The 26,812-nt window shown below is 54.0% G+C and carries 24 protein-coding genes; 12 read left to right on the plus strand and 12 right to left on the minus strand.

The features are described from left to right. Positions 1-149 precede the first annotated feature (149 nt). The 8 genes from otnK to O6D90_RS16010 are packed head-to-tail and all read left to right on the plus strand — an operon-like array spanning position 150 to position 6,904. The gene (gene otnK, locus O6D90_RS15975; protein ID WP_088583124.1) at positions 150-1,406 is read left to right on the plus strand and encodes a 3-oxo-tetronate kinase; all 1,257 of its coding nucleotides are present in this window, start codon (positions 150-152) and stop codon (positions 1,404-1,406) included. Next, positions 1,403-2,047, plus strand: a complete 645-nt coding sequence (locus O6D90_RS15980; protein WP_016152294.1) for an aldolase — start codon at positions 1,403-1,405, stop codon at positions 2,045-2,047. Before otnK ends, O6D90_RS15980 begins: the two co-directional genes overlap by 4 nt. A 9-nt stretch (positions 2,048-2,056) precedes the next feature. Beyond that, complete coding sequence (locus O6D90_RS15985; RefSeq protein WP_016156008.1) at positions 2,057-2,863, plus strand: DeoR/GlpR family DNA-binding transcription regulator; 807 nt, start codon at positions 2,057-2,059, stop codon at positions 2,861-2,863. Continuing rightward, positions 2,844-3,620, plus strand: a complete 777-nt coding sequence (locus tag O6D90_RS15990) for a hydroxypyruvate isomerase family protein (RefSeq protein WP_016156007.1) — start codon at positions 2,844-2,846, stop codon at positions 3,618-3,620. The genes O6D90_RS15985 and O6D90_RS15990 overlap by 20 nt, the downstream gene beginning before the upstream one ends. Before the next feature lie 28 nt (positions 3,621-3,648). Next, positions 3,649-4,461 carry a 3-keto-5-aminohexanoate cleavage protein gene (locus tag O6D90_RS15995; RefSeq protein WP_016152291.1) on the plus strand — a complete coding sequence of 271 codons (813 nt, stop codon included), beginning with the start codon at positions 3,649-3,651 and terminating at the stop codon, positions 4,459-4,461. A 21-nt stretch (positions 4,462-4,482) separates the two neighbouring features. Then, complete coding sequence (locus O6D90_RS16000) at positions 4,483-5,829, plus strand: bile acid:sodium symporter family protein (protein WP_016156006.1); 1,347 nt, start codon at positions 4,483-4,485, stop codon at positions 5,827-5,829. Positions 5,830-5,834: 5 nt separating this feature from the next. After that, complete coding sequence (locus O6D90_RS16005; RefSeq protein ID WP_016156005.1) at positions 5,835-6,254, plus strand: GlcG/HbpS family heme-binding protein; 420 nt, start codon at positions 5,835-5,837, stop codon at positions 6,252-6,254. Then, positions 6,251-6,904 carry an aspartate/glutamate racemase family protein gene (locus O6D90_RS16010; protein ID WP_016156004.1) on the plus strand — a complete coding sequence of 218 codons (654 nt, stop codon included), beginning with the start codon at positions 6,251-6,253 and terminating at the stop codon, positions 6,902-6,904. The genes O6D90_RS16005 and O6D90_RS16010 overlap by 4 nt, the downstream gene beginning before the upstream one ends. A gap of 53 nt (positions 6,905-6,957) precedes the next feature. Here O6D90_RS16010 and mngB read toward each other — a convergent pair whose 3' ends face one another. After that, positions 6,958-9,591 carry a mannosylglycerate hydrolase gene (mngB, locus tag O6D90_RS16015; protein WP_016156003.1) on the minus strand — a complete coding sequence of 878 codons (2,634 nt, stop codon included), beginning with the start codon at positions 9,589-9,591 and terminating at the stop codon, positions 6,958-6,960. Between the two features lie 24 nt (positions 9,592-9,615). Continuing rightward, complete coding sequence (gene mngA, locus O6D90_RS16020; protein ID WP_016156002.1) at positions 9,616-11,532, minus strand: PTS 2-O-a-mannosyl-D-glycerate transporter subunit IIABC; 1,917 nt, start codon at positions 11,530-11,532, stop codon at positions 9,616-9,618. Between the two features lie 184 nt (positions 11,533-11,716). Between mngA and O6D90_RS16025 the strand changes: the two genes are divergently transcribed. Continuing rightward, positions 11,717-12,433 (plus strand): GntR family transcriptional regulator, encoded by a 717-nt coding sequence (locus tag O6D90_RS16025; RefSeq protein WP_019076293.1) that lies wholly within the window; start codon positions 11,717-11,719, stop codon positions 12,431-12,433. Positions 12,434-12,514: 81 nt separating this feature from the next. On the opposite strand, the gene sucD is transcribed toward O6D90_RS16025, so the two are convergent. The 8 genes from sucD to sdhC all read right to left on the minus strand — a co-directional run bounded on the left by sucD (position 12,515) and on the right by sdhC (position 22,159). Next, positions 12,515-13,384, minus strand: a complete 870-nt coding sequence (gene sucD, locus O6D90_RS16030; protein ID WP_003022929.1) for a succinate--CoA ligase subunit alpha — start codon at positions 13,382-13,384, stop codon at positions 12,515-12,517. Then, complete coding sequence (gene sucC / locus O6D90_RS16035) at positions 13,384-14,550, minus strand: ADP-forming succinate--CoA ligase subunit beta (protein ID WP_003022927.1); 1,167 nt, start codon at positions 14,548-14,550, stop codon at positions 13,384-13,386. Before sucC ends, sucD begins: the two co-directional genes overlap by 1 nt. Positions 14,551-14,640: 90 nt before the next feature. Next, complete coding sequence (gene odhB / locus O6D90_RS16040) at positions 14,641-15,864, minus strand: 2-oxoglutarate dehydrogenase complex dihydrolipoyllysine-residue succinyltransferase (protein WP_016156001.1); 1,224 nt, start codon at positions 15,862-15,864, stop codon at positions 14,641-14,643. A 14-nt stretch (positions 15,865-15,878) separates the two neighbouring features. Next, the gene (gene sucA, locus O6D90_RS16045; RefSeq protein WP_016152283.1) at positions 15,879-18,680 is read right to left on the minus strand and encodes a 2-oxoglutarate dehydrogenase E1 component; all 2,802 of its coding nucleotides are present in this window, start codon (positions 18,678-18,680) and stop codon (positions 15,879-15,881) included. Between the two features lie 235 nt (positions 18,681-18,915). Then, a complete protein-coding gene (gene sdhB / locus O6D90_RS16050) occupies positions 18,916-19,632 on the minus strand; it encodes a succinate dehydrogenase iron-sulfur subunit SdhB (RefSeq protein ID WP_003022921.1) in 717 nt (238 codons plus the stop codon). Positions 19,633-19,647: 15 nt separating this feature from the next. After that, entirely contained in the window at positions 19,648-21,414 is a 1,767-nt protein-coding gene (gene sdhA / locus O6D90_RS16055) for a succinate dehydrogenase flavoprotein subunit (protein WP_003022919.1), read from the minus strand. Beyond that, entirely contained in the window at positions 21,414-21,761 is a 348-nt protein-coding gene (gene sdhD, locus O6D90_RS16060) for a succinate dehydrogenase membrane anchor subunit (protein WP_005122550.1), read from the minus strand. The genes sdhA and sdhD overlap by 1 nt, the downstream gene beginning before the upstream one ends. Further along, positions 21,755-22,159 carry a succinate dehydrogenase cytochrome b556 subunit gene (sdhC, locus tag O6D90_RS16065; RefSeq protein ID WP_016152282.1) on the minus strand — a complete coding sequence of 135 codons (405 nt, stop codon included), beginning with the start codon at positions 22,157-22,159 and terminating at the stop codon, positions 21,755-21,757. The genes sdhD and sdhC overlap by 7 nt, the downstream gene beginning before the upstream one ends. 437 nt (positions 22,160-22,596) lie before the next feature. Here sdhC and O6D90_RS26385 point away from each other — a divergent pair, with 437 nt between their 5' ends. The 3 genes from O6D90_RS26385 (at position 22,597) to O6D90_RS16075 (ending at position 25,361) form a co-directional block, all read left to right on the plus strand. Then, the gene (locus O6D90_RS26385) at positions 22,597-22,650 is read left to right on the plus strand and encodes a hypothetical protein (protein WP_418135082.1); all 54 of its coding nucleotides are present in this window, start codon (positions 22,597-22,599) and stop codon (positions 22,648-22,650) included. A 206-nt stretch (positions 22,651-22,856) separates the two neighbouring features. Then, the gene (locus O6D90_RS16070; RefSeq protein ID WP_016152281.1) at positions 22,857-24,140 is read left to right on the plus strand and encodes a citrate synthase; all 1,284 of its coding nucleotides are present in this window, start codon (positions 22,857-22,859) and stop codon (positions 24,138-24,140) included. 174 nt (positions 24,141-24,314) lie between these two features. Then, positions 24,315-25,361 carry an AbrB family transcriptional regulator gene (locus O6D90_RS16075; protein ID WP_016156000.1) on the plus strand — a complete coding sequence of 349 codons (1,047 nt, stop codon included), beginning with the start codon at positions 24,315-24,317 and terminating at the stop codon, positions 25,359-25,361. Here the strand turns inward: O6D90_RS16075 and nei are convergent. Together nei and pcp are read right to left on the minus strand one after the other, a co-directional pair. Continuing rightward, positions 25,358-26,149, minus strand: coding sequence for an endonuclease VIII (gene nei / locus O6D90_RS16080; RefSeq protein WP_016155999.1), 792 nt, complete (start codon positions 26,147-26,149; stop codon positions 25,358-25,360). The genes O6D90_RS16075 and nei overlap by 4 nt on opposite strands. A gap of 14 nt (positions 26,150-26,163) precedes the next feature. Further along, a complete protein-coding gene (gene pcp, locus O6D90_RS16085) occupies positions 26,164-26,808 on the minus strand; it encodes a pyroglutamyl-peptidase I (protein ID WP_016155998.1) in 645 nt (214 codons plus the stop codon). Positions 26,809-26,812 lie beyond the last annotated feature (4 nt).

Raw genomic sequence — 26,812 nt, forward strand, 5'->3', positions numbered from 1 at the left:
ACTCAACACCTAACCTCATTATTTTCAATAAATTACCCGTTTTTAATCTGAATCGATGATGTGCTTATTTGTGATAATCATCATGTGAATGTGAAAGGCCCTCCTGAATAATATGTTCAATTAGCAAACAATCTGAACGGAGTTGATCCATGGCCGTCACCACAGGCGTTATCGCCGACGATTTTACCGGCGCAACGGACATTGCAAGCTTTATGGCGCAGCAGGGGTGGCGCGTCGCGCTTCTGCCCGGTATGCCCGATACCGCGCAATGCTGGAATGAAGAGGTTGACGCTATCGTCATCTCGCTGAAAAGCCGCTCATTACCCGCAGAACAGGCCGTCACCCAATCCCTGTCCTGTGCCCGCTGGCTGAAACAAAATGCAGGTGTCCGCCAGATTTATTTTAAATATTGTTCGACGTTTGACTCCACGCCAACAGGCAATATTGGCCCGGTCAGCGATGCATTGATGAACGACCTGCAGGTTCCGCTGATCGTCCACTGCCCCGCTCTGCCGCAAAACGGACGCACGGTGGTGCATGGTCATCTTTTTGTACACGGCATACTGCTTAACGAATCCGGGATGGAAAAGCATCCGCTCAATCCAATGAACGATGCCAGCCTGCCGCGCCTGCTGAGCGCGCAAACGCCAGGCGCGGTTGGTTGCATCAACCTCACGACCCTGCGTCAAGGTGTGGAAGCGGTCACTTACGCCCTGGCCCAACTTCAGGCTGAAGGTACGCGTCACGTTATCGTCGATACGCTGGATGAAGCAGATCTCAACACGCTGGCGCAAGCTCTCCATGCCAGCCCTCTGTTAGCCGGTGGCTCCGGGCTCGGCGGCGCGCTGGCCGCCTGCAGCGGAGGCCAGCAATCCATGCCGCCGGACTCTTTTCCACTGCCTGCCAAAACGGTGGTGTTCTCCGGTAGCTGTTCGGCAATGAGCAATCGTCAGGTTAATCGCTATAAGGCCGCAGCAGCGTCTCGTTTGCTTGATGTGTCCCGCTGCCTGTCTGATGCCGAACGCTACACCGATGAACTGAGCGCCTGGGCGATGACGCATATCAGCGACTCATTAGCGCCACTGATATACGCCACCCAGCCGCCAGACGTACTCAAACGTATTCAACAGGAGCACGGCGAACAGGTCGCCAGCCAGGCAATCGAACACGCTTTTGCCCGGCTGAGTTCAAAGCTACGAACTGCGGGTGTAAACACCTTTATCGTCGCGGGCGGAGAAACCTCCGGCACCGTTGTGGAAGCCTTGCAGGTGAAGCGTCTGTCCGTCGGCAAAGCCATTGCGCCAGGCGTGCCGTGGGTATTTTCCTCCCGTCTGGCGCTGGCGCTGAAGTCAGGCAACTTTGGTGACGACGATTTCTTTTTTACTGCCCAGGAGTACGCATTATGAATTCGGTGAGTGAACACCAACTGCGCGAACTACTCGTCCACTATGGCCGTTCCCTGTTTATGCGCGGTTACAGCAGCGGCGGTTCCGGCAATCTTAGCGTCAAAATGCCAGATGGCGGCTATCTGGTGACCCCGACCAACTCTTGTCTGGGCGAGCTTGATCCTGCCACGCTAAGTCGACTGGATGCCAACGGCGTTCATCTTAGCGGCGACAAACCCTCAAAAGAGGTGCCCATGCATCTGGCGTGGTATCGACATCGGCCATCCTGCGGCGCGGTCGTGCACCTGCATTCTCCATGGCTGACCGCGCTCTCCTGCCTGCCGTGCACCACGCCGAAAAACTGCCTGCCGCCGTTAACGCCGTACTATGTGATGCGCGTCGGGCAGTTACCGCTGCTGCCCTATTTCAAGCCTGGCCATGAAGGCATTGCCAGCGCACTGAGTGAAATCGCGGCAGACCATACGGCCGCGCTGCTGGCCAATCACGGGCCGGTAGTAAGCGGTCGCTCGCTGCGTGAGGCGGTGTTTAACGCTGAAGAACTGGAAGACAGCGCCCGCATCTGGCTGACGTTAAAACCGCTTGGCTATGTTCCGCTCTCAGAAGAAGCGGTGGCCGAACTTGAACATTCCCGGCAAGCGTGAGGTGACATAATGATCCCCGAGCAACGACGTGATTTTATCTACCGCTACGTGCACGAAAAAAATGCCGCCTCATTTAATGAACTGGCAGATTTGATGAGCGTGTCGCATATGACCGTGCGTCGCGACATCCAGTTGCTGGAAGAAGAAGGCAAAGTTATCGCCATTAACGGCGGAGTGAAGCTGAATAACCTGCTGAAATCCGAGCTGCCATGGCGGGAAAAAGCCGAGTTGAATCATGACGTGAAACGTAAAATGGGCCAGCTCGCCGCCATGCTCATTGAGCCCGGACAAACGCTGTATCTGGATGCCGGAACGTCGTTGTTTGAAGTGGCGAAAGCGGTCGCCGCCAGCCACTGTTTCAATCTGACGGTAGTAACCAACGATTTTTCCATCAGCCACTATCTGATGGATATGCCGCACATCACGCTCTATCACACCGGTGGTCTGGTGGATCAGCGTAACCGCTCATGCCTTGGAAAAAGCGCCGCCAGTTTTCTGCGCACCATTAATATTGACGTGGCGTTTCTGAGCTCCTCATCGTGGGATACCGAACGCGGCATGTCGACGCCGAGCGAAGGGAAAGCCTCGGTTAAAGAAGCGGTACTCACCGTTTCCCGGCGTCGGGTGCTGGTCTGCGACAGCAGTAAGTTTGGCAAATACGGCATGTTCCATATCTGTGGGCTGGAACAGTTAACCGACATTATTTCTGATAACCGGTTACCGGAAAACGCCCAGCAAACTATTGCCAGCCAGGGCGTTAAGCTGCATCTGGTTGATAACCGGGAGGGTGCGCGCCATGCTGAAGTTAGCGGCTAACCTCGACTGGTTGTTTACAGATTTACCAATAGCGGCACGATTTGCGGCGGCGCAGGCGGCTGGTTTTCGCGGCGTTGAAGGGCTATTTCTCTGGCAGCACCCGCTGGCGCATTTGCACGCTGCACAGCGGGAAACATCCCTGCCGGTGGTGCTGATGAACGCACCGGCGGGTAACTGGGCACAAGGTGAGCGGGGACTGGCCGCGCAGCCCGGTCGAGACCCGGAATTTCACCATAGCCTCAACGTGGCGCGTGATTACGCCACGGCGCTGGGCTGTCGTCGGGTTCACGTTATGGCCGGTTCGCGCTGCGACGATCTGACGCTTCACGCTCAGCGCACTCTCCTGACCAACCGGCTGCGTATCGCCTGCGATATGATGGCTGAAGCGGAAATCGATGTGCTGATTGAACCGTTAAATTCGCAGGATATGCCCGGTTATTTTATTGACAGCTTTCCGTTGGCCGAATCTATTATTCAAGAGGTTGGCAAGAAAAATATCGGTTTACAGTTTGATATTTACCACTGTCAGAAAATTCATGGCAATGTGGCAAAAAATATTGAACGCTACTTCACCTTAATTAAACATTTTCAAATTGCTTCTGTCCCCTATCGCCATGAACCGGGAACAGGTGAATTAAATGAAACATGGCTATTCGATTTTATTAGAAAAATGAATTACCAGGGCTGGATTGGCTGTGAATATCAACCATCAACATCAGGGCCCGACTCATTAAACTGGATAACGCCTTACCTATAATTTAAATATCTCTGTACCGGAGGAAAATATGTCGGATACTGTTATTATTTCGCTGGCACCCGTTGCCGCGGATTGCCCCAGAGTTATACCCGCAGAACTGGCGCAGGAAATACTCGCCAGCGTAGAGCATGGTGCGTCCATCGTGCATTTACACGTTCGCGATAAACAGGGTCGCCTGACGCCGGATACCACCGATTTTCAGGCGACCATTGATAACGTCATGCGCCATTCAGACCTGATTATTCAGGCATCTACCGGCGGCGTCTCTTCAATGTCCATCGCCGAACGCTGCGCGCCACTCTCCTGCCCCGGCGTAGAGATGGCTTCGCTGAACGTCGGTTCCGTCAACCTCGGAGATGCGGTGTACTTTAATCCCGGTCCGGACGTGGAATATTGCTCCCGGCAAATAGTCGAGCGCAATATCATTCCCGAGTTTGAAGTTTTTGAAATTGGCATGATTAATAACATCCTGAACCTTGAAGATAAAATAAAATTCCAAAAACCCATGCTCTTTAATATCGTCCTCGGTCATCGCGGCAGTACGCCAGCAACCATTGACGCTTTAATTGCTCTGCGTAGCATGATCCCGCGCGATGCCTTATGGGGTATTACTCATTTTGGCAGAAAGAACTTCGATATTATTGCCGCCGCCGTCGGCATGGGGGCCAGTGAAGTACGAATCGGCTTTGAGGATAGCTATTATTTAAGCGCTGAAGAAAAAGCACAGCATAATTACCAGCAGGTTGCCAAACTCGCCACGCTCATTCGCAGCATGGATAAAAAAGTCGCCACGCCAGAAATTGCGCGGCACATGTTATCTATTCCATCCCGGCAGCAATAACAACAGCAAGGACATTTCAACATGACTATGACCACTGTTATTCACAAAACCGGACTCGGCGTCAGCGTTGCGGGCGCGGCGCTGGCGATTATCGGCGCGTTAATCCAGTCCGCGGCGCTCTGGCAGCCAGGGCTGGTGATGTTCACCGCCGGATTCGCCGCCGGTGCAGGCTACTGGCCGGGTCTACGCAGCTATCAGTTTACGCTATGGATCATCGCAGGGTTTGTCGCCGCCATGACCTGGTCTACGGATCTAATCGTCTGGGGCGGTTTCAATATCACCCATAAATGGATCGTGTTCCTCGTCATTCAGGCCACCATGTTTAGCATGGGCACTAAGCTAACGATCCAGGATTTTATTGACGTCGCCAAAATGCCGTGGGCGGTGTTTATTGGCACCTTCTGCCACTTCGTCATCATGCCTCTGCTCGGCCTGAGCATTACGCTTATCTTTAACTTTCCGCCTGAGGTGGCGGTCGGGATTCTGCTGATTGGCGCCTGCCCAAGCGGACTCTCCTCTACCGTCATGGTCTATATCGCGAACGCCAACCTGGCGCTGGCGGTCTCGATCGCCGCAGTCTCAACGCTGGCGGCGACGGTGATGACGCCGCTGTGGGTTAATCTGCTGGCGGGGTCGATGATCGATATCCAGCTCACCGCGATGGTAATGGATGTGGTGAAAATCGTATTAATCCCCATCGGCGCGGCAATTCTGCATGACTATCTGAAAACCTATGCGGGCGTGCGAGGCCGCCGTGTCGTCCAGATGCTGGCCGGGATCGGCGCTCTTTGGCTGCTGTATATGATTGCTGGCGGCTGGGACGCGCTGTTTGGTCACGCCAGCGCCGACGCGCAAATGTACGCGGTGGTGCTCAACTTCGTGGCAGGCGGTCTCGTCTGGGCATTGTTCTACAACTGGCTGTATGGCCGCGTGGCGGGCGTGAAGAAAATCATGCCGACCATCTCAATGATGGGGATCATTTTCTTTACGACCACCGCAGCCGCAGCCGGGCGCGAGAACCTGGTGCAGGTCGGCTTCCTGCTCTGCTTCGCCATGTTGATGCATAACCTCGGCGGCTTCCTGATTGGCTATCTGATGAGCCGCTGGATCTTCCGCATGGACGTACAGTCTGCCCGCACCGTAGCCTTTGAAGTCGGCCTGCAAAACGGCGGCATGGCGTCCGGGCTTGCCGCAGCGATGGGCAAACTGGCAACGGTTGGCCTGGCCTCGGCGGTGATGACTCCGCTTGGCAACGTCAGCGGCTCGCTGCTCGCGAACTACTGGCGCAAGAAAGACGCCAGACAGGCGCAGGCCGCCGCAGCCAAAGATCCCGTTCAACCCGCTTGCGAAAATCTGTCAAAAGGATAATCACGATGACAACTCTCACTCTGGGGCATGCCCTGCGCGCCGTGGCCTCTGCGCTCGACCTCGCCGAAACATGTTACGCAAAACGCCCGTTAAGCGTGGCCGTATGCGACGCCAATGGCGAACTACTCAGCTTTGTGCGGATGGATAACGCCAAACTGTTAACCATCGAGTTAACCCAGCGCAAAGCACGCACCAGTAGCCGCCTGGGCTGTACCACGCAGGCATTTTTACAGCGACTGCAGAAAGAGCAACTGGATATTGGTTATTTTGCCGACCCGCTGTTTACGGCGCTGCCGGGCGGGATCCCGATTCTGCACCAAGGAAAATGCCTTGGGGCCGTCGCGGTAGGCGGTTTATCCGCGCAGGAAGATCATGATGCGGCGCTGGCCGTCGCGGAAACGTTACTTAAGGAGATTGCCCAATGAAAAAGGTCGCCATGCTGCATACCAGTGCCGCCACGCTTACGATGATGCAACAGCTGATTGCCGACATCATGCCGGATGTTGAAGTCATGCACCTGGTGGAAGAATCCATGATCAAGCAGGTAATGAAGGCCCAGGGCGTGACGCCCAATATTGCCGTCCGCATCGCCGACTATGTACATATTGCCGAAAAGGCGGACTGCGATATCTTTATTACCGCCTGCTCCTCAATTGGTACTGCGGTGGAGCAATGCCAGTTTATGACCCCACTGCAGCTCGCGCGCATTGACTGCGCAATGGTGGAAGAGGCGATTGAAAAAGGTGAGCGGATCGCCGTACTGGCGACCGTGGCAACCACGCTGAAGCCAACGCTGGATTACGTACAGCGCAAAGTGCAGCAGAGCGGTAAATCGCGAACCATCACGCCTATATTAATGGAGGAGGCATTCCACGCGCTGCTGGCGGGAGACATGGATACTCATGACCGTATCGTCAGTGAAGGGTTACAGAGCGCCTTTACCCAGGCGGATGTTGTGATGCTGGCGCAAGCCTCGATGGCGCGCGTTTTACAGCAGCTCCCTTCCCCGCCGGTGCCGGTAATGACCTCGCCGGAAAGCGGAATTCGCTGGTTGAAAACACTGGCATCATCCTGATAGCGGCCGGTCAGCGCCAGCATAAGATTGCTGGCGCTGACTCATCACTTCTTTCAGGCCAGTTTCAGACTAAACGTCCGCGACTGCCCTGGCCGAAACACGCCGTTAATTCCCTTCGCATCGCTCTGCTCGCCAGCGGGTATTTCATCCATACCGGTTTCGCGGCAACGCATTACGCTTTGGCTAAACGACACGGCGGCATCGCAGCTGACGCTGTCAGAGGGATTAAATAAACGCAGGATGATTTCATCTCTGTCCTCTGCTTTTTTTAGCGCGCTAAGCTGACAGCCAACCGGTGACATACTCAACAGGCTGTAGCTATCGGGAACAGTAAACGCTGCTTTGTTGAGCTTCATCGCATCCCACGGGATTTTGTTATAACACTGGACGGGCGTCAGCCAGGCACGCGCCTGCTGAGCCAGACCAACGTTAAGCGGCGTCCCGCTATAACTAAACAGGCAAAAGCGCCCGTGCAGCACGCCCCGCATCTGGGAATCCGGTACCGCCATTTTTATGCCTGACGGCCTGCCGGGACGCAATAAGAGATCCTCTTTGCCGAGTAAGCCGACGCCACGGAGCAGCGTCAGAGCAAACGTTTTTCTCTCCTCGCCCACTACCTCAAATTCGCGCAATCCTTCGCTAAACACCGCGAGTCCATGACGCCCCTCCTGCAGCGCGGCGTAGTTGAGCAGATTCCAGACCGGCACCGGCGCTTCTTTCCATCCCTCAGCCTGCCAGTTGGCCATCGCTTCATCGTGAACAGGCCGTAGCAGCGAACCAAACTGGGTATCAGCCAACACGTCATTAGTGTGAAATGGCGTGGGGATAAGCACCCGAACTCGGTGATCGTCAGCCTGATTGTCAATGCGAATATCAACCTCAATCCGCCGGCTGTTATGGCTTAGCGTAACACCTATTTCGATGCTAACTTCACCATTGCGCTGACGTGACGCGCGCGCCTCCAGATCCGCCGGAACCGCCATCCGATAGCGAATGATTGCCCGGTCTTGCCATCCCTCGCGGATAATTTCATGCTCAAACGCAACGCCCGCAGACGTGAGGCGCCAATCCTCGCGCGAGGGGGAGTAATCGTACTCATCCCCGTCGTCGGCGCTTTCTTCAATCTCCAGTACGCGTTGATAAACAATCCCTGAGTCCTTATCGCGTAGCTGTAGCGTTCCATCGTCATTGAGATCGATCAGCCAGAACGCGTTCTCCAACAGTGCCTGGGTCGCCGGAGCGGGTATCGCCTGACGGCCAGCAACATGCGGTTCGATATACAGCGTGCAGTACCCCATCGAAGGTAGAATCTGGTTGAGCTGAATATCAAACTCCATAAACGGCTCGTAGTTGCCGTAATGGACGATTTGCCGGTCGATAAGACCAGGATCAAGCTCGCGCACGCCACGAATAAAATAAGGGATTTCATTTCCTCTGCTATCAAGCAGGCGGAACTGGCTGGCGCGAAGACGTACGGTCGTATTGATCACCGCCTCACGCGGCCAGGGCATCAGGTTGAACATCACCAGCTTGTCTTCTTCACTGTGCGCCATGTTGTCAGTGATTTTACGCAGGTAAAAACGAATCAAATTGTCGGCCATATCTTCGGCCAGCACGAAGCGTGAAACGATTTCACGATGCACTTTATCGCTACAGCAACAGCCGATGCTGTCGTGGGCATGATTCTTTAAAATCTCTTTCCACATTTTCTCCAGCAGACCGTGGTGATAGTCAAAACCTAAACTCCAGGCCAGCGTGGCGAGCGGTTCCAGCAGGTTAACGATTTTATTCTCAATACGCGCATGGGTAATTTTGATATCCATTCGTGTGGAGCCAATCGTACGATGCACGCGCATATATTTACCGTCGATAAACTCGCCGTGCAGGGTAGCCAACGTCTCCCGATGCGCTTCGATATGAGCAAAAACCTCCTCGAAGCGGCTCATGACAAATTTTCGCTGCGGGTAGATTTCACGCAGTTTATCCATCACCGCAAAGATGTTTTGCTGTAATGGCATCTGGTCATGCCCGTTGGGTAATAGGATTTCTTTAGTCACCGAGGCGTTCTCCTGCACCTCGAAGTAGCCGTCAAGTCGCTTACGCAGCCCGGCCTCATCCTCGGGTAAGTACTTACCAATCGCATAGCCCAGCGGCAACACCTGTGTCGTCACCTGGCTACCGTCAGCGCTTTGCCATAAAAATTCGGTTTTATCGGTGCCATGACGTTCAGAGCACCCACGCCAGAACAGAGCCCGGTTGATACCAAAACCATTATAAATATGCGGCATCTGCCCGGACATCCCAAATGAATCAGGTAGATAACCTATCTTCATCGGTTCTCCAAAGGCCATACAATCGCGGATGCCGTACATCAGATTGCGGACAATTGACTCACCGGAAACGAGGGTCGTATCCGTTTGCGTGTACCAGGGGCCGATAATAAGCTTCCCGGCCTGCACCAGCGCTTTAACCCGCTGCCGGTTTTCAGGTTTCACCGCAAAATAGTCTTCCAGCACCGCCGTTTGACCATCCAGCACGTAATATTTGTACTCTGCATCCTGCTCAAGGCGAGTCAGGATCTCTTCCATATTGTTAACCAGCAAAATACGCGACTCTTCGGTGGTGAAGTACCACTCACGGTCCCAGTGCATATGCGGCGTAATGTGAACGCGAGATACTGCTTTCATCGTCATTTCCTGTTGAGTAAGTGCTTACGGCATCACGCTATCGGTGACGTATTTCCCCTGTTTAACCGCTTGACGCCGCCAGAGCAGTAAAATCGCCGTGGAGATAATCGTCCCAATCAGCGCGGCGCCAAACCAGCCCGCGGCGGCCATCACCGCGCTTAGGTCTGTGGGGATAAGTAAAAAGAGCGAGAAAATCCCGGCACCTGGGGTCGAAAGCCCAATCCCCATGGCCCCAACGATGGCTCCGGTCGCCATCGACCCCATCACTAAAGAGCCAATCACCCGAATCGGGTCCTCAATCGCCAGCGGAATCGCGCCTTCGGTAATCCCGGCAAGGCCGAGCAGCCAGGTGGATTTACCGGTCTCAATCTCAAACTGTTTGAACAGGCGTGGCGCCAGCATGGTTGAGGCGGTGACGGTAAAAGCAGAAACCATTTTTACCGAAGCGAAAATGGCGTAGGGACCGAATACGCCGTTGGCCATCGCGCCCAGACAAAATGCATATGCCGCTTTATTGACCGGACCGCCAAGATCAAACGAACACATAAAGCCCAGGATCATACCGAGCAGTAGCGCGTTGGTGCCTGATAACCCATTTAGCCAGGCCGTCAGCGAGGTATTGATCCAGGCGACAGGCTCGCCAATCACAAACAACATCAGGCTACCCGCGCCCAACGTGCCAATCACCGGATAGAGGTAGAACGTTAAAAAGCCATTGAATTTGCTGCTTAAACGCAGATGCTGTTTCACCCAACGCATGAGATAACCGGCAATCAGGCCACCGGCAACACCGCCAAGAAAACCCGAGCCGATTAAGTTCGCCGCCAGACCCGCCGCAAAGCCTGGAGCCAGCGCTGGTTTATCCGCCAGCGAATAAGCGGTATAGGCCGACAGTACCGGAACCATCAGCGTGCCCAGCATCCCGCCGCCGAGTTGGCGATACATCCACAGCCAGGATTTCTCTAAGCTGTACACATCCTGTAGGCCGAAAATCTGTGCAATCAATACCGCCACCGCCAGTACCGTCCCTCCGGCGACGATTAACGGCACGGCAAACGAAATTCCGCTCAGCAGTGCTTGTTTCAGGTCGGTTTTCAGCCCCTTTTTCACCTCTGTCTGTGGCTGAGAAACACGCTGGCTTTGCAGAGGCTCCAGCGCTAACGCCTGTTCAATCAGCGCTTTTGCGTGGCGCAACGGTTCGGCAACCGGAACGGAGATCGCCGGGATACCGTTGAAACGTTCACTTTCTTTAATAGCGACCTCTGCGGCGAAAATGCAGGCGCGCGCATCATTCAGTTGTTGAGCCGTTAAGCGGTCTTCAATGCCATTGGCACCCTGTTTTTCCACCACCACGTTAACGCCCATTTGTCGGCCGGCTTTCTCCAGATACTCAGCCGCCATATAGGTATGCGCAATCCCCGCCGGACATGCGGTAACGCAAACAATCGTTGGCGCATCCGCCGTCGCCACTGCGGCCTGCGGCGGTGTTTCGACCACTAACGCCGCCAGCACCGCTTCGGCGCTGGTCGCCGCCATGACGCGAGCACGCAGATCCTCATCCGCAAGGCTGGTGGTCAGTTCGGTCAGGATTTGGATATGAGTTGAACCGGCTTCATCTGGCGGGATCGCCAGTAAAAAAATAAGTTCAACAGACTCCGGGCCATCAATACCTTCCCAGTCCATCGGTTCACTCAGCGTCGCCACCGCGAAAGCCGCCTCTTTCACGGCCGACGATTTACCGTGCGGTACCGCCAATCCTTCGCCAAGCGCCGTAGGTCCCAGCGATTCGCGGTGAAAAACTTCCGCCAGATAAGCGTCGGCATCGGTGATTTTGCCTAATTCGGTCAGCCGCTGCGTAAGTTGGCGAATGGCATCGTCACGATCGGTAAATCTCGCCTGCACACAGACTGCGCGAGGGTGGGACAGTATTGTCAAATTCATCATGGTCCTCAGAGGATTGTCATTATTATGTGCCGCGATTGTCGCAGACAAAACAATACCTTTACGTGATCAATTTCACTAACAAGACAATATTTGTATTTAATTTGTATTATTTACTATTGATAAAATGTACGCATAATTTGTCTTGAATATCTGACTTTATTGCCGACAAAAGCGAAAAGAGATGAGCAAAAAACCGATGTACCGCCAGATAGCCGACGTTCTGCGCGAACAAGTTGCAAAAGGTGAATTAAAACCAGGTGATGCACTTCCCACAGAATCTACGCTACAGAGCCGTTTCGAGGTCAGCCGCGTGACCATCAGGCAAGCACTCAAGCTGCTAACGGAACAGAATATTATCGAGAGCATTCAGGGCAGCGGTTGGTATGTGAAAGAGGAGCGCGTCAATTACGACATTTATCAGCTCACCAGTTTTTATGAGAAGCTTGCCGACCGTCAGGTTGAAACGCACAGCGAAGTGAAGGTCTTTGAGGTCATTCCAGCAGGAGAGATGCTGGCCGAGTGGCTACAGCTGGCGGCTGAAGATAAAGTCTGGCATGTAAAACGGGTTCGTTTTATTAAGCAGAAAGCCGTTACCCTCGAAGAGACATGGATGCCGCTCGCCCTCTTTCCCGATCTCACCTGGGAGGTGATGGAAAATTCTAAATATCACTACATAGAACAGATCAAAAAGATGGTTATCGATCGCAGCGAGCAGGAACTGATCCCGGTTATTCCGGATGAGGATACTGTAGAAATGCTGGGCATGCCGCAGGGGAAACCGGTGCTGGAGAAAATCTCTCGCGGGTTTCTGCTCGATGGACGCGTTTTTGAATACAGCCGCAACACCTTCAAAAGCGACGATTATAAATTTACGCTGGTGGCAAAACGACGCCATTAAAAAAGGCCATCATCAGATGGCCAACCATGTCGAAACGGGACCAGCCCTTGACTATGCAGAGAGTCAGGGCTGTTTTTTTTCTTACTTAATCACTGTTTTCAGCGCTTCGCCGATATCGGCCAGGCTACGAACGGTTTTCACGCCAGCGGCTTCCAGCGCAGCGAATTTCTCATCCGCCGTACCTTTACCACCTGCGATGATCGCACCAGCATGACCCATACGTTTACCTTTCGGCGCAGTCACACCCGCGATGTAACCCACAACCGGCTTGGTCACATGATCTTTAATGTACGCCGCCGCTTCTTCTTCCGCGCTACCGCCGATCTCACCGATCATGACGATCGCTTCGGTCTGCGGATCTTCCTGGAACAGCTTCAGGATATCGATGAAGTTAGAGCCAGGGATCGGGTCGCCGCCGATACCCACACAGGTAGACTGACCAAAACCATAGTCGGTGGTCTGCTTAACCGCTTCATAGGTCAGCGTACCGGAACGAGAAACGATACCGACTTTACCAGGCTTGTGAATATGGCCCGGCATGATGCCGATTTTACATTCGCCAGGGGTGATAACACCTGGGCAGTTCGGGCCGATCATGCGTACGCCCGCTTCATCCAGCTTCACTTTCACAGTCAGCATATCCAGCGTTGGGATACCTTCGGTGATGGTGATGATAAGCTTGATGCCTGCATCGATAGCTTCCAGGATGGAGTCTTTGCAGAACGGAGCCGGAACGTAGATAACGGTGGCGGTTGCGCCGGTCGCTTCTACCGCTTCACGTACGGTGTTGAACACCGGCAGACCCAGATGCGTGGTGCCGCCTTTGCCCGGCGTAACACCGCCGACCATTTGCGTACCGTAAGCAATCGCTTGTTCAGAGTGGAATGTCCCCTGGCTACCGGTGAAGCCCTGGCAGATAACCTTGGTATCTTTATTAATTAAAACTGACATTATTTCCCCTCCACTGCGGCAACAACCTGCTGAGCTGCATCCGTCAGACTTTTCGCTGCAATAATATTCAGGCCGCTATCAGCCAATTTTTTCGCGCCGAGTTCAGCGTTGTTACCTTCAAGACGTACCACGACCGGAACGTTAACGCCCACTTCTGCTACCGCGCCGATGATACCGTCCGCGATCAGGTCGCAGCGTACGATACCGCCGAAGATGTTAACCAGTACGGCTTTAACATTGTCGTCAGAGAGGATAATTTTGAACGCTTCGGTTACACGCTCTTTGGTCGCACCGCCGCCAACGTCAAGGAAGTTAGCCGGTTCGCCGCCGTGCAGTTTAACGATGTCCATGGTGCCCATTGCCAGGCCCGCGCCGTTAACCATACAACCGATGTTGCCGTCCAGAGCGACGTAGTTCAGTTCCCACTGTGCGGCCTGTGCTTCACGCGGATCTTCCTGTGACTGATCGCGCATTTCACGCAGGTCAGCCTGGCGGAACAGCGCGTTGCCGTCAGCGCCCAGTTTGCCGTCGAGGCAGATCAGATCACCCTGCTTGGTCACCACCAGCGGGTTGATTTCGATCAGCGCCAGATCGCGCTCAAGGAAGATAGTCGCCAGACCCATGAAGATCTTGGTGAACTGCTGAACCTGTTTTCCTTCCAGACCCAGTTTGAACGCCAGTTCACGACCCTGGTAAGGCATCGGACCGGCCAGCGGATCGAGCGCTACTTTGTGGATCAGGTGCGGCGTTTCTTCAGCCACTTTTTCAATTTCCACGCCACCTTCGGTAGAGGCCATGAAGACCACGCGACGGGAACTACGGTCAACAACTGCGCCGAGGTAAAGTTCTTTACCAATGTCGGTCGCTGCTTCAACCAGAATCTGATTTACCGGTTGACCATGGGCGTCTGTCTGGTAAGTGACCAGACGTTTACCCAGCCAGTGTTCAGCAAAAGCGCGAATGTCTTCTTTGCTGTTCACAACCTTCACACCGCCCGCTTTACCACGGCCACCAGCGTGAACCTGACATTTCACTACCCACGGGCCTGCGCCGATTTTAGATGCAGCTTCTTCAGCTTCACGCGGAGTAGTACAGGCATAACCCACCGGTGCCGGTAAGCCATAGCGGGCAAAAAGTTGTTTTGCCTGATATTCATGTAAGTTCATGTGTTCTGTCCATCCTTCAGGTAATCGTTATCTTTTACCCGTAGGCCTGATAAGCCTCCAGACCTACGGGGCAGGTGATACTCTTATTTACTACACGTCCAGCAGCAGACGCGTCGGATCTTCCAGCAACTCTTTAATGGTTACCAGGAAGCCTACTGACTCACGACCATCGATCAAACGGTGGTCATAAGACAGCGCCAGATACATCATCGGCAGGATTTCAACCTTGCCGTCTACTGCCATCGGACGATCTTTGATGGCATGCATACCCAGGATGGCGCTCTGCGGTGGGTTGATGATCGGGGTAGACATCAGGGAACCGAACACGCCACCGTTAGTGATGGTGAAGTTACCGCCCGTCAGATCGTCGACCGTCAGCTTGCCGTCGCGACCTTTAACTGCCAGTTCTTTAATATTTTTCTCGATGTCAGCCATACCCAGCAGATCCACATCACGCAGGACCGGCGTGACCAGGCCACGCGGCGTGGAGACCGCCATGCTGACATCAAAGTAGTTGTGGTAAACCACGTCATCACCGTCGATGGACGCGTTCACTTCCGGATAGCGTTTCAGCGCTTCAACAACCGCTTTCACGTAGAAAGACATAAAGCCCAGACGGATACCGTGACGTTTCTCGAACGCGTCACCGTACTGCTTACGCAGATCCATGATTGGCTTCATGTTGACTTCGTTGAACGTGGTCAGCATGGCGGTGGAGTTTTTCGCTTCCAGCAGACGCTCAGCTACGCGTTTGCGTAGACGGGTCATCGGAACACGTTTTTCGCCACGAGCGCCCAGTTGAGCCTGTGGTGCAGGCGCGGCGGCCGGCGCTTTGGCTTCTGCTTTCGCAGCCGGTGCTTTGGCCAGATGCTTTTCAACATCTTCACGCGTGATACGACCACCGACGCCGGTGCCATTGATGGCGCTGGCTTCGAGGTTATGCTCACCCAGCAGGCGACGGATCGCCGGGCTCAGGGCATCGTTGTTCTGTTCAGCAAGAGACGCCTGCTGGCGTTGTGCCGGAGTAGAATCTTTCTCTTCAGACTTGGCGCTGGTCTCTTTGCCAGAGCTGTTGCCTTCACGCAGGCGACCGAGGATCTGGCGAGAAGTGACGGTTGTCCCTTCATCTTCCAGAACCGCATCAAGAATACCGTCCGCTGATGCCGGTACTTCCAGTACCACTTTGTCAGTTTCGATTTCTACCAGTACTTCATCACGACGTACTGCATCGCCCGGTTTTTTGTGCCAGGTTGCAACCGTTGCATCCGCTACGGATTCAGGCAGGTCGGGAACAAGAATATCTACGCTACTCATTATTTATCCTTTATTTAATCGACGTTCAGCGCGTCATTAACCAGATCTTGTTGCTGCTTCTGGTGAACGGACATATATCCTACTGCCGGAGAGGCAGAGGCCGGGCGACCTGCATAACGCAGAGCTGACCCAAATGGAATTACTTCACGGAAATGATGCTGGCTGCAGTACCATGCGCCCTGGTTGAGCGGCTCTTCCTGGCACCAGACAAAATCATGTACATGAGCAAACGGTTTCAGCGCTTCCTGCACCGCTTTATGCGGGAACGGATAGAGCTGTTCGATACGCACAATGGCGACATCTTTTTGGTCGTTCTTGCGGCGTTGCTCCAGCAGGTCGTAATAAACCTTACCAGAACACATCACGACACGCTTCACACCTTTAGGATCAAGTTCATCTACTTCGCCAATGGCTGGCAGGAAGGTGCCATTTGCCAGTTCATCCAGCGTGGACACCGCCAGCGGATGACGCAGCAGCGACTTCGGTGACATCACTACCAGCGGACGACGCATTCCGCGCAGCGCCTGACGACGAAGCATGTGGTAAACCTGTGCCGGGGTAGACGGGACGCAAACCTGCATGTTTTGCTCAGCGCAAAGTTGCAGATAACGTTCCAGACGCGCGGAGGAGTGCTCCGGCCCCTGACCTTCATAGCCGTGTGGCAGCAGCATAACCAGACCGCACATACGGCCCCATTTCTGCTCGCCGGAAGAGATGAACTGGTCGATAACCACCTGCGCACCGTTGGCGAAGTCACCGAACTGCGCTTCCCAGATAGTCAGGGTGCGCGGTTCTGCCGTGGCATAACCGTACTCGAATGCCAGCACCGCTTCTTCAGACAGCACGGAGTCCCATACGCGGAACGTGCCCTGCCCGTTATGCACATGCTGCAGCGGAGTGTACGTTGAACCATTCGCCTGGTTATGAATCACCGCATGACGGTGGAAGAAGGTTCCGCGGCCAGAGTCTTCACCCGACAGACGTACCGGAATGCCTTCATCAACCAGCGTGGCGTAAGCCAGATTCTCTGCGCCACCCCAGTCGAACAGCTTCTCGCCTGCGGCCATGGCCTGACGGTCGCCGTAAATTTTGGCAACACGCGACTGCATTTCCACCGCTTCAGGCACGGTGCTGATGCGTTTTGCCAGCTCCTGCAGACGCTTCATCTCAACTTTGTTCGGGTAGTTTTCATCCCATTCGTGGTTGAGGTACGGAGACCAGGTGAAGGAGTGCATATTCATTGGACGCCACTCTTTCACCACGCATTCGCCTGCGTCCAGCGCGTCACGATACAGATTGACCATTTCGGTCGCATCTTCCAGCGTAGCGACGTTGTCCGCTTCCAGCTTGTCAGCGTAGATTTTGCGCGGGGTCGGATGCTTTTTGATTTTCTGATACATCAGCGGCTGGGTTGCGCTTGGCTCGTCGGCTTCGTTGTGGCCGTGACGGCGGTAGCACACCAGATCGATAAAGACATCGCGTTTAAAGGTATTACGGAAATCCAGTGCCAGACGCGTTACGAAAGCGACCGCTTCCGGGTCATCCGCGTTCACGTGGAAAATCGGCGCCTGAACCATCTTACCGATGTCGGTGCAGTACGGTGTAGAACGTGCATCTAGCGGGTTAGAGGTGGTGAAGCCCACCTGGTTGTTGATAACGATGCGAACGGTACCGCCCACTTCGTAACCACGCGCTTTCGACATGTTCAGGGTTTCCTGAACCACGCCTTGCCCGGTTACTGCCGCATCACCATGAATAGTGATTGGCAGCACTTTATTGCTGCTCGGCTCGTCCAGACGATCCAAGCGTGCACGTACGGAACCGATAACCACCGGGCTAACGATTTCCAGGTGCGACGGGTTAAACGCCAGCGCCAGATGCACCAGACCGCCTTCGGTTTCGATATCCGATGAGAAGCCCATGTGGTACTTCACGTCACCGGTGCCGAGGTGTTCTTTATGTTTGCCCGCAAATTCGTCGAATAGATCCTGCGGCTTTTTACCCAGCACGTTAACCAGGACGTTCAGACGACCACGGTGCGCCATACCCAGTACCACTTCACGGGTACCGCTGTTACCGGCGTGGCGGATCATCTCTTTGAGCATTGGGATTAACGCATCACCGCCTTCCAGCGAGAAGCGTTTCGCGCCCGGGAATTTTGCACCCAGGTAGCGTTCCAGACCTTCCGCTGCGGTCAGTTCGCTGAGAAAGCGTTTCTTCTCTTCACTACTGAACGCAGTACGACCAGACTCGATACGCTGCTGAAGCCAGCGTTTTTCTTCGGTGCTGGTGATGTGCATATACTCGGCGCCAATCGGGCCGCAGTAGGTTTGTTTCAGCGCGACAACCAGGTCGCTCAGCTTCATCGTGTCTTTGCCACCGGCAAAAGAACCCACGTTAAAGCTTTCCTGGAAATCCGCATCGGTCAGATCGTGGAAGGAGGGATCCAGATCGGCCACATTTTCTTGCTGCCACAGTCCCAGCGGATCGAGATTCGCATGCTGATGACCGCGGAAACGATAGGCGTTAATGAGCTGCAGGACTTTAACCTGCTTCACATTGGCATCAGGGTCGGAAATAGAAGAAGAGTAACGTGGGGTAATCAACGCCTGTCGACGGAAATAATCACGTGTTTTTGAGTGGAGTTGATCCGGTTTGACTCCGGTACCAGGTAACTGCTGGAACGTCGAACGCCAGTTAGCATCTACCGAGTCAGGGTCGGTTAAGAAGTCTTCATAGAGCTGTTCTATCCAGCTCTGGTTAGAACCAGAGAGGTAAGAAGAGTCCAACCAGGCTTTCAAAGCGCTGTTCTGCATCGTGATCCCTTAAGCATTTGTATGCTTATTTCGCCGTGGATACTACCACGCACACCGATGTGCGTGCCGGGGTTCACTTGTTGCGGACTGTCGTGTCATCTGCGTCCGCTAAGGAACCTTTAAAAACTGTCTAATAATCGTCATCGTTCAGGCTGCGATTATTGCTATCAATGTGGCAGTTTTTAGAGGTTTCCCTGCACGGCCGGGGAATCTCTTCCCCGGCAACTACAACTACTTATGCACTACGTTTGAGCAGCATCGACTTAATATGTCCGATGGCGCGCGTCGGGTTCAGCCCTTTAGGACATACGCTGACGCAGTTCATGATGCTATGACAGCGGAATACGCTGAAAGCGTCACTTAAACCTTCCAGACGGCTGTCGGTCTCGGTATCGCGGCTATCAATTAAGAAGCGATACGCGGCCAACAGGCCTGCCGGGCCAATAAACTTGTCCGGGTTCCACCAGAATGATGGGCAGGACGTTGAGCAGCATGCACACAAAATACATTCATACAGCCCATCGAGCTTCTCACGCTGCTCTGGCATTTGTAAATGCTCACGAGCCGGAGGATTTTTCCCATTATTCAACAAGTAAGGCTTAATCTTCTCATACTGTGCGTAGAATTGCCCCATGTCTACCACCAAATCGCGCACAACCGGTAAACCTGGCAGCGGGCGAATGACAATTTTCTTGCCCGGCTGATTCAGCGCAGAAATAGGTGTGATACAGGCCAGTCCATTTTTGCCGTTCATGTTCAGACCGTCGGAGCCGCAAACCCCTTCACGGCATGAGCGACGAAACGACAGCGACGGATCTTTTTCTTTCAGCTGCATCAACGCATCCAGCAGCATCATGTCGCGCCCTTCTTCCGCCTCCAGGGTGTAATCCTGCATGCGCGGAGCGTCGTCAACATCCGGGTTATAGCGATAAACTGAAAACTCGAGTTTCATTGTCCTGTCTCCGCATTAATAAGTACGAATCTTCGGCGGGAATGCCGGGCGCAGCTTCGGTTCCATATTGACTTGACGTCGCGTCATGGATTCCGACTCTGGCAGGTACAGGGAATGGCACAGCCAGTTTTCGTCATCACGTTCCGGGAAGTCGAAGCGGCTATGCGCGCCACGGCTTTCGGTACGGAAGTTTGCAGATACTGCAGTGGCGTACGCGGTCTCCATCAGGTTATCCAGCTCCAGACACTCAACGCGCTGGGTGTTGAACTCGCTGGAGGTATCGTCCAGACGGGCATTTTTCAGGCGTTCGCGAATCGCTTTCAGCTCTTCCAGACCCTTCGCCATCGCATCGCCTTCGCGGAATACCGAGAAGTTATGCTGCATACATTCCTGCAGCGCTTTACGAATTGCCACCGGGTCTTCACCGTTACGGTTACCGTTCCAGCGATTCAGACGCGCCAGAGAAGCGTCGATTTCATCTTCGGTTGCATCCAGCAGGTCACCCTGCTCTGCGATAGATTCCTGCAGATGCAGACCCACAGCACGACCAAATACCACTAGGTCAAGCAGTGAGTTGCCGCCCAAACGGTTAGCACCGTGAACCGATACGCAGGCGATTTCACCGACGGCAAACAGCCCTGGGATCACCACATCTTCGCCCTGCTCATTCACGGTCAGCGCCTGGCCGGTGACTTTGGTCGGAATACCGCCCATCATATAGTGGCAGGTTGGGATAACCGGGATCGGCTCTTTCACCGGGTCAACGTGAGCAAAGGTACGGGACAGTTCGAGAATACCCGGCAGACGGGACTCCAGCACTTCTTTACCCAGGTGGTCGAGTTTCAGTTTGGCGTGCGGCCCCCACGGACCGTCGCAGCCGCGACCTTCGCGGATTTCGATCATGATGGAACGCGCCACCACGTCACGACCCGCCAGGTCTTTCGCATTCGGTGCATAACGCTCCATGAAGCGCTCACCGTGTTTGTTCAGCAGGTAGCCACCTTCACCACGACAGCCTTCTGTTACCAGAACACCCGCGCCAGCGATACCGGTTGGGTGGAACTGCCACATCTCCATATCCTGCACCGGCACGCCAGCGCGGATAGCCATACCGACGCCGTCACCGGTGTTGATGTGGGCGTTGGTGGTGGACTGATAAATACGGCCAGCACCGCCGGTCGCCAGCACGGTTGCGCGAGCTTTGAAGTAAACGACTTCACCGGTTTCGATACACAGCGCGGTACAACCAACAATCGCGCCATCGGCATTTTTCACCAGATCCAGCGCGTACCACTCGGAGAAGATGGTGGTGTGGTTTTTCAGGTTCTGCTGATACAGCGTGTGCAACAGCGCATGGCCGGTACGGTCTGCCGCTGCCGCGGTACGTGCCGCCTGCTCGCCGCCGAAATTCTTCGACTGGCCGCCAAACGGACGTTGATAAATTGTGCCATTATCGAGGCGAGAGAACGGCAGCCCCATGTGGTCCAGCTCCAGAATCGCTTCCGGACCGGTTTTGCACATATATTCAATAGCGTCCTGGTCACCAATGTAGTCCGACCCTTTTACGGTGTCGTACATGTGCCATTCCCAGTTATCTTCATGGGTATTACCGAGCGCAACGGTGATGCCACCTTGCGCAGATACGGTATGGGAACGGGTTGGGAACACTTTGGAGAGCAGCGCACAGGTCTGACCGCTCTGGGAAATTTGCAGCGCCGCGCGCATACCTGCGCCGCCGGCACCAATCACAACAGCATCAAATTCTCTGACTGGCAGTTTCATTACACACCCCACACCACAACAAATCCATAAATGACGTAAACCACCAGCGCAACGACGATAGCCAGTTGCAGAATCAGGCGCACGGCCAGCGGTTTAACGTAGTCGGTCAACACCTGCCACATGCCGATCCAGGCATGAATCAAGATGGAGAAAAGAGCCAGCAGGGTGAAGACTTTGGTGAATGCCGATGAGAAGAAACCGGTCCAGACTTCAAACGTCAGTTCGCCGCTGGTGGCGAAGAAGCCGACCATATAGATGATGTATAACGTCAGAACGATAGCGGTAGCACGGACCAGAATGAAGTCATGTACGCCGTTGCGTCCTAATGCGGAGGCGTTGCTTACCATACGAGGACTCCTGCGAGAAGTGAAAGCACGACAATGATAACGAAACAAATTTTGGCGGAACGTGTCCCTGCTTCGAGGGTTTCTTCGATATAGCCAAAATCCATCAACAGATGGCGAATGCCCATTACGGCGTGATATGCCAGCGCAATCAGGATCCCCCACAGAATTAACTCCACAAAGAAGTTATTCATAATGGATGACGCCGCGAGGAAACCTTCAGGGGAGGAAAGGCTGGTACCCAATAACCACAACAGAATCCCGACCGCCACGAAGGTGATCACTCCGGATACGCGATGGAGAATGGACGCTATCGCCGTGATTGGGAACCGGATCGTTTGTAGATCCAGATTGACAGGTCTTTGTTTTTTCACATTTCTTATCATGAATAACGCCCACATGCTGTTCTTATTATTCCCTTTGGACTTCGGGTACAGAAGATGAAGACACCTGTAGCCTGAAAGACGACGGGATTTCCTTCCTCCGGTCTGCGTGCGGGTCAGACAGCGTCCTTACTATAACTACGCGTCATATAAAACACTGCTTCCAGATGCTAAAACGACACGTTACAACGCTGGTTGGCTCGGGATTGCAGGGTATTCCGGAGACCTGGCGGCAGTATAGGACGTTCACAAAATCATTACAATTAACCTACATATAGTTTGTCGGGTTTTATCCCGAACAGTGACATAGGTCACGATAACAACATTATTTTAATTTTTAACCATCTAATTTGACAATCATTAAACAAAATTGTTACAAACGACACCAGAAAAAGCATATAATGCGTAAAAGTTATGGGGTCACTCTTTCACCGGACATTTAGTTATGTAACAGTGTGGAAGTATTGACCAATACAGTCAGGACAGTTATTAGTGATAGACAGGTTTAATAATTCGGATTGCTAAGTTCTTGATTTGCAGTTTATTCGCCATGAAAAGACCGTTTTACCTGCAAGCGCCCATAGCTCTGTACCCAGGTTATCCCCTCTTTCGCAGAGCGGCGAGCCAAATAACAAACTGGTAACGGTTCATTGATGTACGAAGGCAAATGTGAGTTCCAGCAGTCTTAAGCAATAAGGCGCTAAGGAGACCGTAAATGGCTGATACTAAAGCAAAAATCACTCTAAATGGTGACTCTGCTATTGAACTGGATGTGCTGAAAGGTACGCTCGGTCAAGATGTTATTGATATTCGTAGTCTTGGCTCAAAAGGGATGTTTACTTTTGACCCAGGTTTCACCTCTACCGCATCCTGCGAATCCAAAATTACTTTCATCGACGGTGACGAAGGTATTTTGCTGCATCGCGGCTTCCCGATTGATCAGTTGGCGACCGAGTCAAACTATCTGGAAGTGTGTTATATCCTGCTGTACGGCGAAAAACCGACGCAGGAAGAGTACGACGAGTTCAAAACCACAGTCACTCGCCATACCATGATCCACGAGCAGATCACCCGCCTGTTCCACGGTTTCCGCCGCGACTCTCACCCGATGGCCGTTATGTGTGGTGTTACCGGGGCGCTGGCTGCGTTCTACCACGACTCGCTGGATGTGAATAATCCGCGTCACCGTGAAATCGCCGCCTTCCGTCTGCTGTCCAAGATGCCGACCATGGCAGCGATGTGCTACAAATACTCCATCGGGCAGCCGTTCGTGTACCCGCGTAATGACCTCTCCTACGCCGGTAACTTCCTGAACATGATGTTCTCCACGCCGTGCGAAAAATACGAAGTGAATCCGATTCTGGAACGCGCAATGGACCGTATCTTGATCCTGCACGCTGACCACGAACAGAACGCCTCAACCTCTACCGTTCGTACCGCCGGTTCTTCTGGCGCTAACCCGTTTGCCTGCATCGCGGCCGGTATTGCTTCCCTGTGGGGACCAGCACACGGCGGCGCAAACGAAGCTGCTCTGAAAATGCTGGAAGAAATCAGCTCTGTTAAACACATTCCGGAATTTGTTCGCCGCGCGAAAGACAAGAATGATTCCTTCCGCCTGATGGGCTTTGGTCACCGTGTTTATAAAAACTATGACCCGCGCGCCACCGTCATGCGTGAAACCTGCCATGAAGTACTGAAAGAACTGGGCACCAAAGATGATCTGCTGGAAGTGGCGATGGAACTTGAACACATTGCGCTCAACGACCCGTACTTCATCGAGAAGAAACTCTACCCGAACGTAGATTTCTACTCCGGCATCATCCTGAAGGCGATGGGTATTCCGTCCTCCATGTTTACCGTTATCTTCGCCATGGCGCGTACCGTGGGCTGGATTGCACACTGGAACGAAATGCACACCGACGGCATGAAAATCGCTCGTCCGCGTCAGCTGTACACCGGCTACGATAAGCGCGATTTTAAGTCTGATATTAAGCGTTAATTGTCTGCCGGATGGCGCCAGCGCCTGTCCGGCTTACAGCCATTAATTCTCCCGGGTCGGACAAGGCATTGAAGCCAGAATCCGACCTGTTTTTTTTGATGCATATTATTTTATTCTCATCATGCTTTCTCTATGATTTACTGAGATTTCCGTCATTTCACTCAGGAGCATGGGATGCCTGTTTTGCAGTGGAGCCTGTTGTTTCTGCTATCGCTCCTTCTTTCCCTGTTCTTTTTGTTTATACACCTTCCAGGACCGCTGCTGCTCGGTTCGATGATCGTCGGCATCATATTCAGTATGCGCGGCATCTCACTGCACCCTCCCCGCTGCACATTTCTTGGCGCGCAGGCGATTCTTGGCTGCATGATTGCCCAAAACCTGACGGGCTCAATCTTAACGACCCTTACGGCCCACTGGCCGATGGTGATTATCATCCTGCTGGCGACCCTTATCAGCAGCGCGGTAATCGGCTGGCTGCTGGTTCGCTACAGTAACCTACCGGGAAACACCGGTGCATGGGGCTCGTCACCTGGCGGTGCGGCGGCAATGGTGGCGATGGCGCAGGAATATGGTGCCGACATCCGGCTGGTGGCGTTTATGCAGTATCTGCGCGTACTGTTGGTGGTTGGTGCGGCGGCACTGGTCACCCGAGTGATGATGGGCGACCAGGCCCAAACGGTCAGTGAGCAAATCGTCTGGTTTCCGCCGCTGAGCAGCAATCTGTTCAGTACCCTGGCGCTGGCCGCCGTTGCCGGTACGGCCGGGCGTCTATTGCGTATCCCCTCTGGCGTCATGTTGCTACCGATGTTGGCAGGCGCATTGCTGAATGCTGGTGGCGTGATGGTGATCGAACTACCGGAATGGTTGCTCGCGATTGCCTATATGGCCATCGGCTGGCAAATTGGCCTGGGCTTTGACAAGCAGATCTTTTTAATGGCGTTGCGCCCCTTACCGCAAATCCTCTTGTCCATTTTTTCACTGATGGCGATCTGCGCCGCTATGGCCTGGGGACTGGCGCATTACATGCAGATAGATTTTCTTACCGCCTATCTGGCGACCAGTCCAGGCGGCGTGGATTCTGTTGCGGTGATTGCCGCGGGGAGTCACGCCGATATGGCGCTGATCATGGCGATGCAAACCCTGCGGCTATTCAGTATTTTATTGACTGGCCCGGCGGTGGCGCGGTTTATTTCGCTACACGCGCCAAAGCATCCCGCTTAGTGCTGACATCCTGGACACCAGTAAAAGGGTCGTGAAGAGAGCGTCGTTTTTTCGATGGTTCCGCCACAGCGCTCACAGGCTTCACCATCCCGGTGAAAGACCTTAAAGCGAAACAGCGCGCCGTGATGTTTATTCTCATCCACCAGCCCGCGGGTGTTATAGGACAAACGAGGAATATCAAGCAGCGCATGCGCCAGCGCATCCAACTGCTCATCTCCGAGCATCGACGCTTTATGCTGCCCGGTCAGCCCTACCTGCCAGAGAATCTCTACTCGCAGGTAGTTACCTAATCCCGCCAGAAACGTCTGGTCCAACAGCAGGCCAGAAAACTGGCGATTGCGAAAACGCGGGGATAACAGACGCGCTTTCACGTCATCGGGCGTTAAACGTAAATCCAGAACGTCCGGCCCAACCCGTTGCAGGAACGGATGGGTAGCGAGCTGTTCCGGCGTCAGCATGTCGATATCAGAGGCGCTATAGAGCAGAATAGTTTTGTCGTGTGTTTGCAACCTGACACGCAGAACCCGCGAAGTCTGCGGTATTTTTCCGGTATCCACTACTCGCCATACGCCATAGAGCTGATTGTGGCTGTACAGCGTCAATCCATTAGAAAAACGGGTCAGCAATGCTTTACCCCGCGTTTCAAGCTGGGTAACACTCTGCCCAATCAGTTGAGATTGATACGGTTTTAGCTGCTCAAAGGCAAACCAGACATCGGTCAGGGGTTTGCCTTTGACTGCCGCCTCCAGGTTATCCGCCGCGCGGCGGATCTCCGGGCCTTCAGGCATAAGACTGTCCTTTTTTAATGTGTTGCACCGCCCGTCACTGCGATATCACTCTCCACCTGCAACGCGGTGGCAATCGCAACTTCCAGCGCCCGGCGCACCGTGTCCGCTGCCATACTTGGCGCCCCGGGATGCTGTGCAGCCTGTTGCGGCAAATAAGGGATATGGATAAATCCTCCCTTTACCGCCGGAACGTCACGTAGTTTATGCAGCAGGCCATACATCACGTGGTTACACACGAAAGTGCCCGCGGTCTGGGAAACCGAAGCCGGAATTCCCGCGTTGCGCATGGCAACAACCATCGCTTTGATCGGCAACGAACTAAACCACGCCGCCGGACCATCGGCCACAATCGGCACATCTACCGGCTGTTGACCCTGATTATCCGCAATACGCGCATCGTCAACGTTGATCGCCACGCGCTCCACGGTGACATCCGTGCGTCCACCCGCCTGCCCCACCGCCAGCACCAGTGATGGCGACAGCGCGTCAATCGCACCATTGAGTACGGCAAGAGACTCGCCAAAGACGCACGGCAGTTGGCGAGCAACGACGCGGCATCCGCCGATGATAGCATTGTCGAGGCCCGAGACCACTTCCCAGGAAGGGTTAACTGACTCGCCGCCAAAGGGTTCAAATCCCGTGATGAGTACTGTTTTCATCCTG

The sequence above is a fragment of the Citrobacter sp. 21OH12SH02A-Citro genome, assembly GCF_027919895.1.
In the GTDB taxonomy this organism is placed as follows: domain Bacteria; phylum Pseudomonadota; class Gammaproteobacteria; order Enterobacterales; family Enterobacteriaceae; genus Citrobacter; species Citrobacter braakii.